Source organism: Nocardia pneumoniae NBRC 100136, assembly GCF_000308755.1.
In the GTDB taxonomy this organism is placed as follows: Bacteria; Actinomycetota; Actinomycetes; order Mycobacteriales; family Mycobacteriaceae; genus Nocardia; species Nocardia pneumoniae.
Genome location: NZ_BAGF01000141.1, coordinates 1 through 18046, shown reverse-complemented (window position 1 = coordinate 18046; position 18046 = coordinate 1). Strand labels below are relative to the sequence as shown.

Annotated in this window: 13 protein-coding genes and 1 pseudogene; 13 read left to right on the top strand and 1 reads right to left on the bottom strand. The window is 67.5% G+C overall.

Translation table 11 applies throughout. The annotated features are described in order from the left end of the window. The 10 genes and pseudogenes from ON34_RS36420 to ON34_RS33880 all read left to right on the top strand — a co-directional run. Window positions 1-210, top strand: a pseudogene (locus ON34_RS36420) (hypothetical protein); the annotation flags it as partial. A gap of 770 nt (window positions 211-980) precedes the next feature. After that, entirely contained in the window at window positions 981-1520 is a 540-nt protein-coding gene (locus ON34_RS28855) for a hypothetical protein (protein ID WP_040785527.1), read from the top strand. Beyond that, window positions 1517-3184: a hypothetical protein gene (locus ON34_RS28850; protein ID WP_157172462.1), complete on the top strand. Its 1668-nt coding sequence runs from the start codon at window positions 1517-1519 to the stop codon at window positions 3182-3184. The genes ON34_RS28855 and ON34_RS28850 overlap by 4 nt, the downstream gene beginning before the upstream one ends. A gap of 42 nt (window positions 3185-3226) precedes the next feature. Beyond that, window positions 3227-4696 (top strand): PPE domain-containing protein, encoded by a 1470-nt coding sequence (locus ON34_RS28845; protein ID WP_040785522.1) that lies wholly within the window; start codon window positions 3227-3229, stop codon window positions 4694-4696. Between the two features lie 22 nt (window positions 4697-4718). Beyond that, window positions 4719-5060, top strand: a complete 342-nt coding sequence (locus ON34_RS28840) for a YbaB/EbfC family nucleoid-associated protein (RefSeq protein ID WP_040785519.1) — start codon at window positions 4719-4721, stop codon at window positions 5058-5060. Window positions 5061-5127: 67 nt separating this feature from the next. Continuing rightward, on the top strand, window positions 5128-5838 hold the full coding sequence (locus ON34_RS28835; RefSeq protein ID WP_051023270.1) for a hypothetical protein: 711 nt from the start codon (window positions 5128-5130) through the stop codon (window positions 5836-5838). Between the two features lie 11 nt (window positions 5839-5849). Further along, window positions 5850-6218: a hypothetical protein gene (locus ON34_RS28830; RefSeq protein WP_040785516.1), complete on the top strand. Its 369-nt coding sequence runs from the start codon at window positions 5850-5852 to the stop codon at window positions 6216-6218. Between the two features lie 35 nt (window positions 6219-6253). Continuing rightward, window positions 6254-6574, top strand: coding sequence for a hypothetical protein (locus ON34_RS28825; protein ID WP_040785513.1), 321 nt, complete (start codon window positions 6254-6256; stop codon window positions 6572-6574). Window positions 6575-6581: 7 nt separating this feature from the next. Beyond that, entirely contained in the window at window positions 6582-9050 is a 2469-nt protein-coding gene (locus tag ON34_RS28820; RefSeq protein WP_040785509.1) for a hypothetical protein, read from the top strand. A 144-nt stretch (window positions 9051-9194) separates the two neighbouring features. After that, window positions 9195-11081 carry a type VII secretion target gene (locus ON34_RS33880; protein WP_083889857.1) on the top strand — a complete coding sequence of 629 codons (1887 nt, stop codon included), beginning with the start codon at window positions 9195-9197 and terminating at the stop codon, window positions 11079-11081. A 663-nt stretch (window positions 11082-11744) separates the two neighbouring features. Here ON34_RS33880 and ON34_RS28810 read toward each other — a convergent pair. After that, the gene (locus ON34_RS28810) at window positions 11745-12821 is read right to left on the bottom strand and encodes a hypothetical protein (RefSeq protein ID WP_040785507.1); all 1077 of its coding nucleotides are present in this window, start codon (window positions 12819-12821) and stop codon (window positions 11745-11747) included. Window positions 12822-13000: 179 nt separating this feature from the next. Here ON34_RS28810 and ON34_RS28805 point away from each other — a divergent pair, with 179 nt between their 5' ends. From ON34_RS28805 to eccA, 3 genes are all read left to right on the top strand, one after another. After that, on the top strand, window positions 13001-13948 hold the full coding sequence (locus ON34_RS28805) for a C40 family peptidase (protein WP_040785504.1): 948 nt from the start codon (window positions 13001-13003) through the stop codon (window positions 13946-13948). 27 nt (window positions 13949-13975) lie between these two features. Continuing rightward, window positions 13976-15643 carry a WXG100-like domain-containing protein gene (locus ON34_RS28800; RefSeq protein WP_040785499.1) on the top strand — a complete coding sequence of 556 codons (1668 nt, stop codon included), beginning with the start codon at window positions 13976-13978 and terminating at the stop codon, window positions 15641-15643. A 591-nt stretch (window positions 15644-16234) separates the two neighbouring features. Then, window positions 16235-17995: a type VII secretion AAA-ATPase EccA gene (gene eccA, locus ON34_RS28795; protein ID WP_040785497.1), complete on the top strand. Its 1761-nt coding sequence runs from the start codon at window positions 16235-16237 to the stop codon at window positions 17993-17995. Window positions 17996-18046 lie beyond the last annotated feature (51 nt).

The window sequence follows — 18046 nt, the reverse complement described above, 5'->3', positions numbered from 1 at the left end:
CCCCCAGCCTCCGCAGCCACCGGCGCCGCCGCACCCCCACCCCCACCACTACCCAACCCCGCCAACGCCGACGCGATCATCGGCAACATCCCCAACGCCAACGGCGCAGCCATCGCCGCCACCGGCAACAAATCCCCCACCAAATCCCCAGCATCCCCCGGCCCCGCCGACGGCTCACCCCCACCCGAACCCCCTGGCGGCGCCTGCTGAACCTGCGGAGCCACCACACCACCCGGCTGCCCCGACGGCACCTCACCCGGCACCGCACCAGACTGCGCGGGCTGACCCTGACCCGGCACAGCAGCCGAACCAGGCACACCCGGTTGACCCGGCTGCCCAGGCACACCCGCCGGACCCGCAACACCCGGCTGCCCAGCCTGACCCGGAACCTCCGGCTGCCCAGCACCACCCGACTGACCAGGACCAGGCGCACCACCCGACTGACCAGGACCAGGCGACGGAACACCCGACTGCCCAGGCGCAGTCGTACCCGGCCGAGGATGTTGCTGTCTTTGTCGGTTCGACCATGGAGTGACCGGCCCGGCTTGCCGATCTTCCGCTGTTCCCGGTTCGCTCGCTTCGGCCTCGACGCCTGCGGGCCAGACCTCAGCAGTGGTCATAAATCACCCCCGGGATCGGGGCGCACGCGGGTGGCAGGCGAGGGCAGGCGGGACTTTCGAGCGACATGCGACGGAGGCTCATTAGCTACTCCCTCCTAGATTCATCACCGTCGGCTGGAAACGGTCTGGCGGCCAGGGTGATTCACGCACGTCAGTGTACGTCTCGTCGCGATCATCCTGATCTATCCGACCAGACATCTCGATTCCCATAGCTGGGAATCCTCGACAATGAGTGAAGTCGAGAGGAACTCCCGAGCATGGTCGACGTGCAGCCCGCGGTTACGGCCGCGTCTCCCCCTGACGGCGATGTCCCGGCAGGCCTCGATAGCTAGTTGCTCCGCGTCGAATAGGTGAAATCAGATGGGCTTGTTCGGTTTCGAATGGAAGGACGTCGCTTCCGGCGTAGCGAGCGGCGTGGGATTCATGGTCGGCGGTCCGGTCGGCTCCGCGATCCTGGGCGGCGCGGTCAGCGGCATATGGACGGGTATCGAACGGGGAAGCTTCGAGGAGGGCTTGCAGGCCGGGCTGGTCGGTGCGGCCTTCAGCGCCATACCCGGTGGCGTGATCGGTGGCGCGACGCGCGGTCTGGTCGGCGGGGGACTCAGGGGTTTGGGGACTAACCTCAGGGGCGTCGGGAGCCTCTTGACCCAGAGAGGCTGGGGTGGACTCGGGTCTAGGTTGGGCTTGGCGAGAGCCGAGGCGATGCCCAGGTTGGGCGCCGGTGCGACGGTAGCGGGTATCAGCAACGCACTGGCAAGCAGAGGTTACGACGTGATCCATCCGAAGCCGCAGCCGCCGCAGCCGGAGCAGCAGGCGATCCCCGAAGTTCTCCCCGTCCGACCGGCGGGTGTGGAATACAGGGGTGCTAGTTCACCCGCGCTGGTCTCGGTTCCGGCATGACAGACGAAATGCCGACTCTGTATGTTCCGGACGTATATTCCGAACGGTGGCCGGAGGAGCGGCTCAAGCTTTCCATTCCGATCCATGATTGGTTGGACAAAGGCGACGGAAGCCTGCACGAGATTCTGAAAAAGAATTGGGATGCTTTCGGAAAGAGATCTGAGCGGAGGAACGTTCCGGAATATGAAGATGTGCGTCAAGTCGTCGACTTGACAAGCCCCAGTGTCAGATCCGGCATGTTCGACTCCTACGTGCAGGTCAACAACAAGCTCATGTCGTCTTTCAAAGCTCTGCAAGATCGGGATGCGATAGTCGAGGAGAAGGTCGAGAAGGCGGATATCACCATTGAGAAAGCGCGGGAATACCACACGACTCTGATCAACGATCTCAGTACCAGGGCATCAACTCCGCCCGCGGGCGAAATCAGCGAGGACCAGCATGTCATGGAGTTCATCGCAGCCGGTATGGATGCGTCCGTGGAAAACATGACAAAGACAAGTTCCGATCTAGGCGAAGACGCCGGTGACATCGACGAGCAGACGGCGTTGATCGAGGAGCTCAAGAACAGAATAAAGGCGCTGGAAGAGGCGGCGGCGAATCCGGCGGGGAATCCGCCACCGGTCAATACGGGCGATTTCGATCTGGGCGACCCGGGGGCCAGTGATCCATTCGCACCGGGTGAGATCGACATGGGTGATCTCGACCCCGGCCTGGGCGACATCGGCTCCGATGGCAGCCTGACGCCGGACGACTCCGGTTTGGGCAGCCAAACGCCGGGTCTGAGCGACGGTCTCGGGAATGTCCCGGGCGCGACAACGCCGACCACTCCTGCCGTGCAGCCCGCGGGCGCGACCTCGCCGATGGGCTCCGGCATGGACATGATGAGTTCGCTGCTGCCGATGATGATGCAGCAGGCGATGATGCGAAACATGGCCGATCAAGACTTGAACAACCGTCGTGCGGAGCTGGACCCGAGCCGCTTCGAGGACGAAGTCGCCCCGGTCGCGCCGCCGCCGGTCACGGCGCCGGTCACGGCGCAGCCCGCCGCGGTGCAGCAATCGACGACAGCTCCGGCGACGCACCACGGACAGCCCCCCTCCGGCACCACGTCTTCCACGCAGCCGACCGGGGCACCGACCCGCGTACCAGGCGCGGATGGCAGCGTGCTGTACACGTTCCCCGACGGCCGTACGCAAAAAGTGTCCGTGCTGGTCGCCCAAGCATTGGACGCGGCGTTCGGCAACAAGAGCGGTACCGACGCGCAAAAGGCGTACGAGAAGACGTCGGCGAAGTGGTCGGATCAGAAGCAGATCGGCGATCGCGTCGATCCGTACCAGTTGATGACCGGCGATGTCGCCACCTGGGACAAGGGCACCGCGATTCTTGTGGTGTTCAGCTCCGAGCAAGGTGGCGCGCCGGACGGTGGCACGCTCGAGGTGATCGTCAACGGGGAGCTGAAGCCTTTCAGCACGCTCATGGCCGGCGATGGCGGGAAGGTGCCGGAGATGCCAGACTTCGCAGAGAAGTTCGGTCAGTTCACCGGATTCGCGCACCCGAAGGGCATCGAGTTGACCGCGCCGGCGGACGGGGCAGCGCCCCCGACGACGCCGAGCACGGCCGATCAGTCCGCGAACGCGGCAATGCCGGTTGTCGCGGCGGGCTGATCGCGCGAGAAGGATTGCGGCAGATGAGGAGAGGAGGTCGCGATGCCGCCGCTGAATGTCGATCCACAGGAACTCGTCGCCACGGCGGCGAAGCTCGCCCAGCTGGCGCGCGATACGGGCGCGGCGCTGCCGGGAGGATGGGTCGTGCCCGCGGGGGCCGACCCGATTTCGGCCGAAGCCGTGCCGCAGCTCAACGCGCAGGCGGCATCGCTGCTCAACGGCATGGCAAGTGTGCTCAATGAGATGCAGCGCACCGCCTCCAACATCGGCAAAGCAGCGGTCGACTACACCAGTGCGGATGACGAGGGGGCACGGAGAATCGGCGGCGCCGGCGGCGACATCGTCGCCGACCCGGTCGGCGACGTCGAAGTGATCGGCCAGCGGCGGCCGCCCACGCTCCGGTTTCCGGTTGCCGGCGGCACCGTCGACCCGTTGACCTTCGCGCAGCAATTGCACGCGGGACCGGGGCCGGGCGCGGCAACAGGATTCGCCAATGAATTGCGCAAATTCACCGGAGGCCAGCATCTCGCCGCCACCGAGGGCGTCGACTCGGCGGTGCGGGCGATGCAGAACTGGGAGCCGGTGGGCGCGGCGGCGGCGGCCGAACTAGGGCAGCACCGTGGGTGGCTCGACCAGCTCGGTAGAGGCCTGGGGATGCTCGCCGACGGAATCGACACCTACAGCAACGCATTCCGTACGGCGAAGGCGAAACACCCGACGCCGGAGGAGATCATCGCGGCGCGCAAGGAGTTGCTCCGCCAGATGCGCTCGAAGAACGAGCTCGGCATCCAGGCGGCGCTGGCGAAGTTCAACGAGCAGAACGCCCGTTCGCTGGAGACGATCACCGGGTACTCGACCGAGGTCGGCTCCAAGGTAGGGGCTGGTGAGGGAGCCGACAAAGGTACCAGCGGCGGCAGCGGCGGTGGCGACAGCAGCGCGCTGAGCCAGATGCTGCCCGCGCTGATGAGCGCGATGGCCTCGGCCGGAGTGCCACTGAGCGAGCTCGGCCGGTCCGACGACTCCTACGATGACTACGGCATCGATGAGTACGGCTACGACGACCTCGGCATCCCGAGCAGTCTTGGCACGGGCAGCCCCAGCGGGACGCCCATCGGCAATCTCGGCACCAGCATCTCGGACGTCACCGCGGAAACCGTTTCGGCCACGCCCCTACCGTTGGCCGCATCGGCCAGCTCGGTCTCGTCATCCATGCCGCGCACGCCGGTGATCGAACCCCTCTCCACGTCATCGGCCGCCAACGCGGCCGCCGCGCGCGCCGGTACGCCGATGATGCCGTACATGCCGATGGCGCCGGGAATGGGCAATGGAGGGGGAAACGGCAACGAACGCAACCGTGTGGTGGCATGGCACCCCGACCGCCTGATGTATGTCGACGACACACCGCATACCGAAGCGGTGATCGGCGAGCGGCCGACGATCGCACCGACCGTGACCCCGCCGACGCCCGGACCGAGCAACCAGACCCCGAGCCAATCCGGAGGTAACGCATGAGGGAACGCAGCGAGGTGGAGTCATGAGTTCGATCCACCCGGACGTGCAGGCGGCCTTGGATGCCGCCCGCGATCTGCGGCATCGGATCGCCGAGATGCGGGAGAAGATCGACAACATCCGTGCCCGCAGGCCGTCGCCGAGCGGTGCGGTCATCCCGGAGGTCGACGCCATGGGCAGGCTGACCGATCTCTACCTGGCGCCGGGCACCGCCGACCGGCTGACCTGCCCCGAGCTGATCAACGAGATCATGTCCGCCATCCGGGAGAGCACCGCCGACGCGGCGCGGCAGTACGAAAGCATCATGGCAGCGTCGGCCACTGACGAAACCGAGCCGGTCACCACCGCATCCGGGCAAGCGGGATGAGCGAGCGAACCATGGACGCAGCCGAGTTCTCGCTCGTGCCGGAGGCGGGCGTCAGCGAGGCGGAGGCATGAGTGAGCCGGTCCCGGAGGTCACCGTCGCGGATACGGTGCGGTGGTTGCACGACGAGGGGCTGGTGCGTCTGGCCGGGGTCGCGGAAGGCATGTCGGAGACGATCGTCGCCTACACGATCGAAGTCGCGACCGGAACCGTCACCGCCCATCCCGCGACCGGAGGCGGCGTCGGCGCGGACGCGGTGACATTGGCCGCCGACGATCTGCCGTATCCGGTCGGCACCGCCAAGCGTCTGGTGATCGCCGGTGTCACGACGACCGATTCGGTGCTCGTGGTCGACTTGGCCGCGACCCTCTCGATCGCGATCAACGCCGACCACCCCGAGCAGGCGGCGCGGTCCTGGGTGATGCAGTTGCTGCTGAATCCGGAGATCACCATCACCACCAACAGTGCCGATGTCGCGATCGGCACCAGCTCCCGGCTGCGGCAGAGTTTCATCCCCGGCGGAGGCGCCACCCTGGTGAACGTCGACGACACACGCCCGCCGGTCACGGCGGTGACCTTGAACGCGACCACCGACGGTCCCGATCATCTCGACGTCGCCGCCGACGGAACTGGCGAGATGTATCTCGGCGCTCGATTCTGGCAGCTACGCCAGGTCATGCGTATCGAGGACGCCGCGTGGTCGGCGTTGGCGGCGCGCTTGGACGACATGGCCGACGACGCCGGCTATGCGAGCAGTTCTCAACCTGCCGAACAACTCTGAGAGAGCACCCGATGACCGACAAGCACTCTATCGACATGGACGATCTCGACGTCGACGATGATCCCGACGCCGCCCCGCCGGACTGGCGGAGCAGGACCTACGAGGTGTTCAACCCCGATCACACCGTCGGCGTCGGCTGTGACCGTGACGGGGAGATCATCGGTCTCCATATCACCGACGATGCCCGCGACAACGGCGACAGCTGGCTGGCCGCCGAGATCGTCCGGCTCGCCCGGTTGGCGCACGCGAAGTCGCGGGTCGGGTTGCGCGCCGAGATGGAGTACAACGGCACCCGGCCCTACACGATCGATTCGTTCGACCTTCCGACCGAGGCGTCGTATCGCGCGATGGAGGAATCCGAGTTCCGACGCGATTCCTGAGTGCCGACCATCGAGTTTCGAGAAAGGACACCGACATGGCGGAGCCGCTGGATATAGACGAGCACCACGAGGTCGTGGCCGCTGCGAACAAGTTCCGGACCGCGATCGTCACGGTCGGTGGCCAGGTCGAGCAGATCGCTCGGGGCTTCGTCGTGCCACGATCTCCGCAGTCGAAACTCGAGATACCACTCGCGCGGTGCACCGACGAGATGCGGGAGGCGCTCCTGTCTCTCGTTGCGACGAACCGCCGTGGAGCGGACGCGATTCCGGAGCACACCGCACAGGTATCCGCCACCCTCCACCACACCGACCAGGGCGGGGCCTCGACAGTGCGTGGTCGCACCGAGTCCGCCTGATTCGCCGATGCCAGCGCCGCAAAGCGACAGGCCGCACTGGGACGCGATCGTCGGCGACAACTGGCCGGTGATCGGCCCGGGCGACTGGAGCGCGCTCGAGAATCTGGCGCGTGACGGAGCGTCATCGCTGGACCTGTTGGACGCCGAAGGACGGCGGCGCGACTTCGACGAGCGGGCGCGCTCGAGCGAGGGCCTGCGACCGATCAAGGACGACATGCTCCGCCAGCGTGCGCACCCGCAGGCGTTCGCCGATGCGCTGGAGGTCGTGGCGGACACTTTCGGGGATTTCTCCGATCTGGTGTACCGGACGCAAAACCAGATCCTGGACATCTACGAGAACGCCATCTCGAAGATCGACGCGAAAAATCGTGCTGCCGCCGCGGAGGAGGACGAATCCGACGCCCAGGCAATCCGGGATCGGATTCCCGGGATCATCGCCGCGGCACGGGAGGACGTCGACGATGTCGTCCGGACCGCGCTGAATTCGATTCCCGACCTGCCGAGCTTGCCCCGGCTCCGCGATGAGCTCGGAATCGGGCCTTCGATACCAGGCCAGGATGGCGGGCCGGGTGACGACTATCCGCAGCACCGGCCTGCCGAAGATCACTCCGGCGCCCCGCATGGCGGACCGCCTGGGCCGCCTGGGCCGGAGGACGTCTTTCCGATCGGGCAGTTTCCGGGTGGCGATGTCCCCGGCGATCAACCACCGGTCGATCCGCTCGTGCCGGGAACCGAACTCGGGCAACCGTCGAATCCCGTTCCCACCGAAAATACTCCTGCCACTCCTGCGCCGACGGGCCAAACGCCTGTCACCAATAGGCCTGGACCGACAACGACTCCCGTGGGTTACTTACCCGGCGGTGTCACCGGCGACGGACCGGATTCACCTGTCGCCGCTGGCCCGGCGCGTGCGCCGATCGCGGAGAGCGAGCCCGCCGATTCCGGCCACGATGTCTCGGCGGAAGCCGCCGATCCTGATGCGGACGCGCCAGAGTCAGCGGTCGAGGGAACGGAATCGACGACTGGCGACCGGTCGACGACCGTTTCCACCGCGGAATCGCGCCAGGAAGCCGGTATCGAATCGTTCGCCGCCACGGCGACGGCAGCGACGGCCGACCCGACCGCGTCGCTGCCACCTCCTTTCCTCCTTCCGCCACCTATCGCACCACCAGCCGCGGCGGCGGTATCAGCCCCTCCGCCCGGATCCGGGGTCTTCGCCCCGGCGGCACAGGCGGGCTCGGGACCGCCGCCGATCCAGGCCAAGCCGACCGCGCCACCGACCGACTCGCGCGGGCCCGCCGTCGCGCCGAGGGTCACGGCGGGTCCGTCGGCACCGCCGTCGGGCGTGTCCAGCGGCGCTGTCAAGGAGCCGCAGGAACGGACCAACCAGAGCGCGGACGCCGCGAAGAAGGAAACCGAAGGCAGCGACGAACTGATCCGCGATGCAGTCGGCGCGGCCATGACTTCCGCCGCTGCACCCGCGTTCGTACTGGGCGAGCGGGTCGATGGTGACCTGGTATTGGCGCGCACGTTGCTGAGCGGCGTGCTCGCGGCTGGCGGCGACGCGGTGGTCGGACTCGGGTGGGCGGTGTCGGTGATGCGGCATCAGAGCGGCGTCAACGCGTTTGTGACCTCGAACGAGGGCCGCGGCTGGTTGCCCGCCGGTCTGTATCTGCCGCGTGAGGTGTCCACACCGTGGGTCTGGGAGGTCTCCGACGGAAGCGGCTGGGAGGGCGTCGCGGACCCCGCGCGGGTGCTGGCGGAGTTCGGGCTGGCCTGGGGCCGCAAGTCGGGTGCCCGGTTGACCGCGGTCGTGTCGTCGGGGGAGATCGACGCGGATCTGCGCAGGCAGTTGGGTGAGGTGCCGATGGAAGGTGAGGTGGGCGCCTCGCCGGCGATGGATCTCAGCGCGCCGAAGCCGGGGTTGGTCGACCGCCTCGAACTGGTCGGGGCGCCGGCGCTGGTGCAGCGTGCCATGGCGACACCGGAGTTGGAGATCGCCTGGCGATGCTGGGAGTTGGCCTCGGACGCGCACGTTCGGGTGCACAAGGCCGGTCTGGGCTCCCCAGCCGCGCTGGGGGCGCCCGGGGTGCGCGACCGCATCCTGGCCACGCTGCGGCAGCGCCGCGAGGTGCCGCAGGAGTGGTGGGAGGAGTTGCGTGACGCCGACGACCTGCTCGCCGCATCGATGCTGGCGCGGCGTGCGGACGTGTCCCGAGTAGCGCTGGGCGAGTTGCGCACCGACGACGGCAGGTCGGCCTCTGAGATGACCGCTTTGCGCGCCATGGTCTTCGAGCGGCGGTGCGACGAGCTCGTGCTGCTGCTGGCGGACGCCGCGACGCGTCAGAGTATGCGTGATGCGGTATACGTCCACGCGCAGGTGGTAGGCCACCCGGCATTCATCGAACCGGCCGCACCGGCGTCCGCGGGCGGTCCCGCTCGTCGTCCGACCATCACGGCGGGTCCGGGACGCTGAGCCTGACAAAACAGAGTCGTTGCGAAATACGTTGTTGCCCAAAGGAATAAAGGTTTCGGTGGGTCGGGCGGCCCGTGGCCTTCCCCAACTGTGGGAAGGATTGACAATAGGTAGACCTGTGGTGGGAAAGGATTCTGATCGAGCATGAGCATGCCAGACAGGATGGAGATCGACCCTGCGGTATTGCGTCAGCTGGCTCTCCAACACGACCAGGTCGAGCGCGATACCCGGGAATGGGCCAAACCGCCCTCGGAATGGCTCGCTAATTTCCTGCCCACCTACGGCAAAATCGCCTGGCCCGTCTACGAGGCGCTGGAGCGGTACTACGACGCCCGGCAGCGTGCGGGCGAGGCACTGGCCGACGAGCATGCCCGCACCGCGAAAGCGTTGCGCGATTCAGCGGACGCCTACGAGCAATCCGATCTCGATAACGCTGCGCTGATCCGGCAAGCCGGTGGCCTGACCGACAGTCAATCGTCCCCGACTATCCCGGTCGGAGCATCCACCGATCCGCTGAGTCCGAGTGGGCCGACACAACCGTTCGCCCCTCCGCCCGGTGGACCCCCGCCAGGTGGCCCAACTTCGGTCGGCCCCGACGGCACCCAGAACAACCCCCTCGGCGCAGAACCGGGCGGGCAGAACGGAGCGACGCCGTCTACCACGGGCGCTCCCTCCGGTCCCGTCGTGGCGCCGACCGATTCCTCGGGCAGCACACCGAATGCCACCGGCACCACCGCGACCGGCCCGTCGAGCACCGGCGTTACGGCGCCGACCGGAGCGGGCATGCCATCCGGTGCCGGACCCCTCTACAACTCGGCGGATGACCGGGGGTCGGCGCAGCCACCCAGCGGCGCGACCGGTCGGGCGGACTTGCCACCCATGCCGCTGCCGGTCTCGACTCCGTTCGGCGCGGCCGTCGCCGCCGCCAAGGACAAGGAGTCCGAACCGGCGTATGTGGTCGGCGGCCAGGTGAACGACGACCTGGTGCTGGCCAAGACCCTGCTCGGCAGCGTGCTGGCGGCGGTGGACTCCCCGGTGGGTATGGCCTGGTCGGTAGCGGTGATGCGGGGTCCGGGCGGAGCCGGCGTATTCATCACCTCGAACGAAGGCCGTGGCTGGTTGCCCGCGGGGCTGTTCCTGCCGCGCGAGGTCTCCACCCCATGGAACTGGGACGAGTTGCTGACCGAGGGAGACGGCAGCGGATCGCCGTGGGAGGGCGTGACCGACCCGGCCCGGGTGCTGGCCGAATTCGGGCTGGCCTGGGGTGCCAAGGCGAACGCGCAATTGTCTGCCCTGGTGTCGTCCGGGCCGATCGACCCCGGCCTGCGTTCCCGATTCAGCGACACGGCGATGGAAGGTCTCGTCGGCCCGTCCTACGATGTCGATCTGCGCGAGTTCACCCCGGACACGGCCGACCGGCTGGGTCTTACAGGTTCGATCGCGGGCCTGGAGCATGTGTCAGCGGTGCCCGACGCGCAGGTCCGATCCCGCTGCCTGGAACTCGCCGCCGACGCACACACGCAGGTCGGGCGATCCGGACCGGTGCCCGCTGAGGCCGCAGCATCACGACAGGTGCGGGAACGCATTCTCGCCGCGCTGCAGACGGGAAAGGCGGTGCCTCCCGAACTGTGGAACGAGCTGCGTGACGCCGACGATCTACTAGCGGCATCGATGCTCGGACAGCGCGTCGACGTCGGCCGGGTGGAGATCGGGCAGCTGCGGGTCGACACGGGTCCTTCGCCGTTGCGCAACATGGTCTTCGAGCGCCGATGCAACGAGCTGGTGCTGTTGCTCGCGGACGAGTCGAGCAGGCAGACACTGCGCGACGCCGTGTACGCGCACGAACAGATCACGCAGCACCCGCAATTCGTCTCGACGCCGGCGCCCGTGTCCACCGCCGCGCAGCCCGAGCGTGTCGCTCGGCCCACGGTCCCTTCGGTCACCGCACCGGATGTCGCCGGAGGGCCGCCGCCCACCGCCGTGGTCGCGCCGTCGACGCCGCCCCCGGTCGCGCCTCCAGAGCGGTCGTGAGAACCCGGGTTCGCGATGCAGTGCGCCGCGCTGATCGAGGCCCGACGCTGGTGGCGGGCCGGTGACAAACCACCGAGCCCTCCTCAACGGTTGAGAGATTTCCGGTGATCGGCTGGATCACAGCACACCGTGCTCGCCCCAGCCGCCATCCGAGTGGCAGCGCGCTTCGATCAATGAACCTCGGAGGACGCACCTGACGTTCGGGTGCCGCTACCGGACGGCACCTGGACGCGCATATGGGACGCAGTCTGCTCGGAATCCCGGATATACGCGGCGCCCACGGCGCACGTCATGGTGACGACCATGTCCTGCTGAGGACAGCGGCGCGTCGTGGATGTGGAGCTGAAGAGTGGGACGGTAGCGAACTCACCGCGGGGCCGTGGAATGCGACTGATGACGCCAGAATGCGCTGGGCCGGCTGTATTCGGGTGAGCGCGTCGGATTGCCGGTGGCGCGCCGGACTGCACGCGATCGGCAAGCTCAGCTGGTGCCGTTCGAACCGCATCCAACACGCCGGGCCGCGAACAGGCGTCCCATCGGCGAAGCGAGGATCCCGACCGGTGCGCATCTGGACGGTTCTCATCAGCGGTCGGTGCCCCTGGTCGCGCACCGATCGCGCTGGAACGCGAATCGTATTGTCCGTCAGCCGGCCTGCTCGGCCGCCTACGCCTCGATGACGGCGCCCTGTTCCGGATCCGCTTCGCCGTCCGGTTCGGCCGGTTCTTGGCCCTGCTGTCCGTTCGGCGGCACGTTCCGAGCCCGCCGGGCCTGTACTTGGCCGGGCGGCATAGCAGCCGCCGCCGGAACCACATTCGGATCGCCCGAAGCATTCGCGGCCGGTGCCGCGTTGGGATCGCCGGCCGGGGCGGGCGCGGCTGCGTTCGGATCGGCGGGCGGCGGCGCCGCTGGCGCGGGCGCGTTGGGATCGCCGGGGGGCGGAGGTGTGCCGCCCTTCTGGTTCTGCTCGGCTTTCTCCGCTTTTTCGGCCTTGTCCTCTTCGGCCTTCTGCAGCATCTCCGGTATCTGCGCGACCAGCGGCGCCGCCGCCATCAGCGGCATCATCAGCATCGGAAGCAGCGAAGACAGTCCGCCGTCACCGCCGCCCCCGCCTCCGCTCGGGGCACCGCCACCGCCACCACCGCCGGCCTGGCCCCCGCCGGAGCCCTTCCCGCCGTTGGCCACCTCCTCATTGAGGTCGGCGATCGCGGTGACCTTGTCGTACACCGCTTCCACGGCTGCGGCGACGGCCTTCAGCAAGGGCAGCTCTTGGGAGGGTTTGAGCTTGGCGTTGCCCGCGGCCTTCAGCTTCGCGTTGAGTTCGGCCACGATGTTCTTGATCGAACGCAGGGCCTGCACCTGCTCGGCGGCCACCGTGACCGAGGACTTGGTCACCTTGTTGTCCATTTGCAGCAATTGCAGCTGCCTGGCCTCGACCTTGTCGATGGTTTTCCGGTATTCCTCGTCTGCCTTGCCTTTACCGAGGGTTTCGTAGAACGCGGGCTCGAGCAGATCGTCCACCTTCGGCGGTGGCGTGGTCATGCCACGGCCGAGCAGGTCGACGGCGGTTTGAATCGCGGTGTCGGCCAGCGCGATGAAGGCGCGCAGCCCTTCCGAAGCGCCGGGCGGGCAATGCAGGTCCACCAGCCAGAAGTGCTTGGACTCGGCGGCGATACTCGCCAATGGAGTGGCCGCCAGCGCCGCCGCATTCTCGGCTTTGGTGTCCGCTGCCGTTGGTGCCATGCCCTCGCCACCGCCTCTCAGAAGTCCTCACCCATTGTCTCGGCTTCCCGACAATGGGAAGAAATGCATAGTTCAAGAACCCCACCCACAAATGGGAATACGGCGGAATCGGTCCGGGCGACACAATGGCTAGCAGAATGTGAGAGGCGGTCGGTGATGAGCGATGGCGAGTCGGTCGAATGGTACCGGGACTGACGAACGACCTGGACGGCGTACTCCAATCGCTGCTCGCGCTGTACGGGGACGGCCAGCCCGCGGGCCAGTCGGCGGCCGTGAGCCATGCCCTCGCGGCTGACCTGCGTGCCAATTCCGGCGCGGTGGCGCTGCGCTACGGGGATGCGCTGGGCATGCAGATGTCGGTGGCGGAAGCGCATGCGGGCAAGGACAGCATCGTGAGCAAGGCCGTCGGCGAGTCGGGCGACGGGACGGTGCACGGCCGGGGGCGGCTGGGTAATCAGATCGCGGATTTCCAAACACGCGTCCAGGCAATCGCTTCGGTTGCCGACACACGCTTCAGTGGACCCGCACTCCTCGATGCCGCTCAGGCCACCATCACCAATGCCACCAAACAAGTCAATGCCGATATCGCCGCCGTGCAACAGCAGGCCGCGAAAATCATGCCGCCCGCCGTTCCACAGACGCGCCAGGCTCGGCACGGGCCGGCACCGCGCCGGCGGCGGCGAACCCGCAGCAGGAACAGGTCGGCCTCGCGGCTGCGGCGGCGCAGCATGGTTCCCTCCGATGGGACGGCGGGCAGCAACGCGGTACGCGCCGCCAGCGACTGGCTCGGCACGCCCTATGTCTGGGGTGGGGGCGGCGCAGGTGGACCCAGCGGCGGAGGATTCGACTGCTCGGGTCTCACCCAGTACGCGATCGCCCAGGCCAGTGGTGGCGAAGTGGTACTGCCCCGCACTACTTACGAGCAGATCTACAGCGGGGTGCGGGTTCACACCGATGACGTGCGGCCCGGCGACCTGGTGTTTCCGGCCGGGTCGTTCAGCGCGAGGGGCCCCGAGCATGTCCAGCTCGCGGCTGGCAACGGCATGGTCATCGAGGCGCCCTACACGGGGTCGACCGTGAAGTGGTCACGCATGCCCAGCGAGGCCGTCGTCGTCCGAGTCCTGTGAGCCGGTGACCGTGAAGGGGACCCGGCCGTGGCCATAGACCTGCCCCATGAGGTCGCGTTCTTCCTCAACCTGTGCGGAATCCCGTATCCGGACATCAACGAGGACGACGTGCGCGCCCTCGCCAGGCACGTGCGCACCTTCGCCGCACAGGTGCGGGACACGCACAACTCGGCGACCGGCGTGATCGACAACATGGGCGCGGTCTACTCGGGCGAGTCCTACGACCAACTGGTCGCCAGCTGGGCGAGCATGAGCTCGACGCATATGGATCGGCTCGAGGACGCCTGCAAGGTCGTCGAGCAGGCGCTCTACGCGGCCGCCACAGTGATCACCGTGGTGAAAGTAGCCGTGCTGGCCGAACTCGCCGCGCTGGCCGCGGCTTACATGTCGATCATGGTGACGCCTCCGATGGCTCCGTCCGCGCCTCTTGTCGCTGCCGCGGCGCGCCGGATCTGCCAGCAGATGCAGGAATGCCTGATCGGCTATATCGCCGCCGAAGTCATCGGCAGGGCCATCGAACCGCTCGAGCAGGCCATCGACGACATGATCAAGGGCATCGTGTACGACGCGACCCGGCACGCGCTCGGCGTGCCCGCGCCGTCGAGCGGTGCGAAGCCTTTACGTATCGAACCCGACGAGGTACAGCGCTTCGCCGAGCTGCTCGACGATCACGCCGACGACATCATGCAGCACGCCGCGACGTTCGCGGAGAACGTGTCGACACTGGACTTCACCACACCGGCCCGCTTCGACGACGTAACGGATCGCCTTGCGCCGGAGCTGGTGTCGCCGACCGGTCGCACCGCGACGCCGGAGGATCTCGTTCGCCGGTCGGGAGACCAGTTGGAGTCGCGACCGAGCGCCACCGCGCCGGCGGAGTCGAGCAGCCAGGGCCGGCCCGAAACCAATACTGGGCGTGGGCCCGTCACGACGCAAGACGCCGGGAACGCGCCCGTGACCACGGGAGAGCCGGGCGATCGAAGCGCTTCCGGAGACAACGCGGGCGCACGGGCGGACACCGGAGACCGGCCGACACCACCGGCTGGGGGAGCGGAGCGTGGTGGATCCGGCCTCGACCCCGCGTTGAAGCCCTCGTTTGCCGGTACGCCGTCCGCGCCGGACCCGGCTGCGCCGGAAAGGCTTTCGACCGCTGATCCAGGTTCCATGGACCAGCAGGACCTGTCGCACCGCGGGGTGGCGGCATTGCGCGACGCGGCGCTCGGCGAACCGGTGCGTTCGGCGTTCGATTCCGGCCTGTTCCAGCCGAGTTCGGTGTCCGATCCAGCGGTTGCCGCCAGTCAGCCGCCCGTTTTCGGCAACCCCGCCGAGGGAGGCGCGCCGGGTGCTGCGCCGCCCGCCCGGCCGGCTCCAAGCGCGGCGGCCACGCCGTGGGGGCGTGCCGGAGAGCGGCCGTCGACTCCCAAATTGCCGCCCACACCGGCACGCTCGGCCGATAACCGGCCGAAGGCGCGCACACCGTTGATCACTCCGTGGAGCAAGTCGCGCCGCACCCGGGACATACCGGCCGTGGTGCACGCTTCGACCGCCGGCACCAGGCCATCGCTGCGAATGCTTCGGGAAGGAAAAGCCGATGTGGACAAGGCCGAACGCGTCGATTCGTGCGACGTGACGCCGGTGCCCCGCGTGGCGGCACCGGCGCGCGAGCGCATGGATCATCCGGGCACGTCTGCCTGATCGACGCGTCATCGCCGTGCGTTCATGTAGTGCTATGCCAGCGTGCCTATTTCGCTGCCGAAACGACGAAAACCCGTTCCCAATAGCGGGAACAGGTGGAATAAGCCGAGGTGTCGGCAGTGGTAAACGTAGACGTACTACCGAGTGCGGGTTCGACCCGTCTGAGGTGTCGCACCCCCCCACAACGGCCGGTGGCCTGCCGGTGCCACCGGCCGTTGCTTTTGGGTTCAGATCGTCAGGATGAGGGACTGACGATCTGTGTTCAGACAGTACCCCCTTCTGTCGGAACGTTCAATAGTGTGCACCTAAATAGCGGCAAGAAATTTGCAGAAGTGTCTCTGACCTGCTGCGCGGCGGCTGGGGGGCCGGATCGCGGCTTGCCAGCCGCCGCCGAAGGGGTCGTCTGCAGGCGGATGATTGCCGACCCGGGAGGGAACATACCGTTGCATGACGGCACGTTCAAAATTGGCATGACTGTCGGTCGGCCGCGGTCTCTCGATTCTTCCCAGTATTGGGGAGAAGTCGAGTCATGGCCGTGACCTCCGGAATCTATCGTTCGATCAGGCTAGATCGGCGGAAGGGAAGACCGGGGTGTCAGCGGCCGAGGACGCGTTCTACACGGGTGTGCAAAATCTTGGGTTGGTCGCGGGTGGTGTGCGCAATGAACAACACGCGGCGGCGGCGTTCCGGGCGGCTACCGACCTCGACCCGGACATGTGCGATGCCTGGTTGGGGCGCGCCATGGCCGGCGAGGTCACCTCGGAGGTGATCTACGGCGCCTACCGTTCGGTGCACAACCTCTACCGGGACCAGCAGCGGGCGGGTTTGGTCGACCGCGCCCTGTGGTGCCAGGTCGAGATCGGGATGTACGGGCTGCGCGTCGCGATGGCGGATCGCGACCAGATCGCCATCGCGCAGGCGTGTTCGTACGCCGAAGGCGGTGAATGGCAAGAAGCCGCGGCCATTCTCGATGAGGTCCCCAGCGACGACGTCGCGGACTTCGTGCGGATGTCGCTGTACTTCCGGACCAAGCGGTGGCCGGACGTCCTCGCGGCTCGCAACGCGCGGCCGGTGCTGGAAGACGGCTTGCTGGACATCGCCGCCGAACTGATGACCGCCCAGTCGCTGGCCCACCTGGGCCGCTTCGGCGAAGCCATGCCGCGCGCGCAGCGGATCGTGGAGGACAGCTCCTCCGGTAATCTGTCCTACATCTGGGCCGACGCGCACTTCCTGCTCGGCATGCTGATGCGGCACAACGGCGATCACGACGCCGCCGACAAGATCCTCAAGGGCTTGCAGGGTTCCGCGCTGTGGCCCGAGCGCGAGGAGTGGCAGCGCGCCGTGCGGGACAAGTCCTACCGCTTCGAGGTCGCCACCGCGGAACTCATCGCCTCCCGGACGAACAAGTGGGACCCGAAATCGGGTGACGACCCCCGCGAGGCGGCCGCCAGCGCGGCGCGCGCGGAACGGGAGAGCTTGCTCGCGGAGGCCTCGGATCTGCTGCAGGCGCAGATCGGCATGGACTCGGTCAAGGAACAGGTCGACCGGCTCAAGTCCGGCGTGCTGATGGACCAGGTCCGGGCCAAGCGCGGGCTCGCTGTGGATTCGCGTTCGCAGCATCTGATCTTCTCCGGGCCGCCCGGTACCGGCAAAACCACCATCGCGCGCGTGATCGCCAAGATCTTCGCCGGCCTCGGCGTCGTCGAGAACGCCGACGTGATCGAGGTGTCCCGCAACGATATGGTCGGCACGCATCTGGGCCACACGGCGCCGAAGACCAACGCGCTGATCGATTCGGCGCTGGGCGGCGTGCTGTTCATCGACGAGGCCTACACGCTGATCCAGGAAGGCCTTTCCGGCGGCGACGCGTTCGGCAAGGAAGCGGTCGACACTCTGCTGGCCAGGATGGAGAACGACCGGGACAAACTCGTCGTGATCATCGCGGGATACGAGGACCAGATCGACCGGTTCCTCGCGTCCAACGACGGTCTCGCCTCGCGCTTCACCAAGCGCATCCGGTTCTCCAGCTACGACGCCGACGAACTGGTGCAGATCGCCGACCATATCGCGCGGAAAAAGGATTCGATCCTGTCCGAACAGGCGCGCGAAGTACTGCGCTTGCGCTGCGAGGAATTGGCCGGGCAGACCAAGAATGGCAGGCGGCTGATCGACTTGGCGGGCAACGGGCGCTTCGTGCGCAATGTGGTCGAGGCGGCGGAGGCCGAACGCGATTACCGCTTCACCAGAGACAACGCCGACATCGCCTCCATGACGGATGAAGAGCTCATGACAATCGATGCTTTCGATGTCTCCGCGGCACTGGAGGGTTTGGCGCCGAGCTCCCGGGTGTGAGGCGCTGGCTTGCGCCGGTCGAGGACTCCGCGACCGGCGCCGGATCCGGGG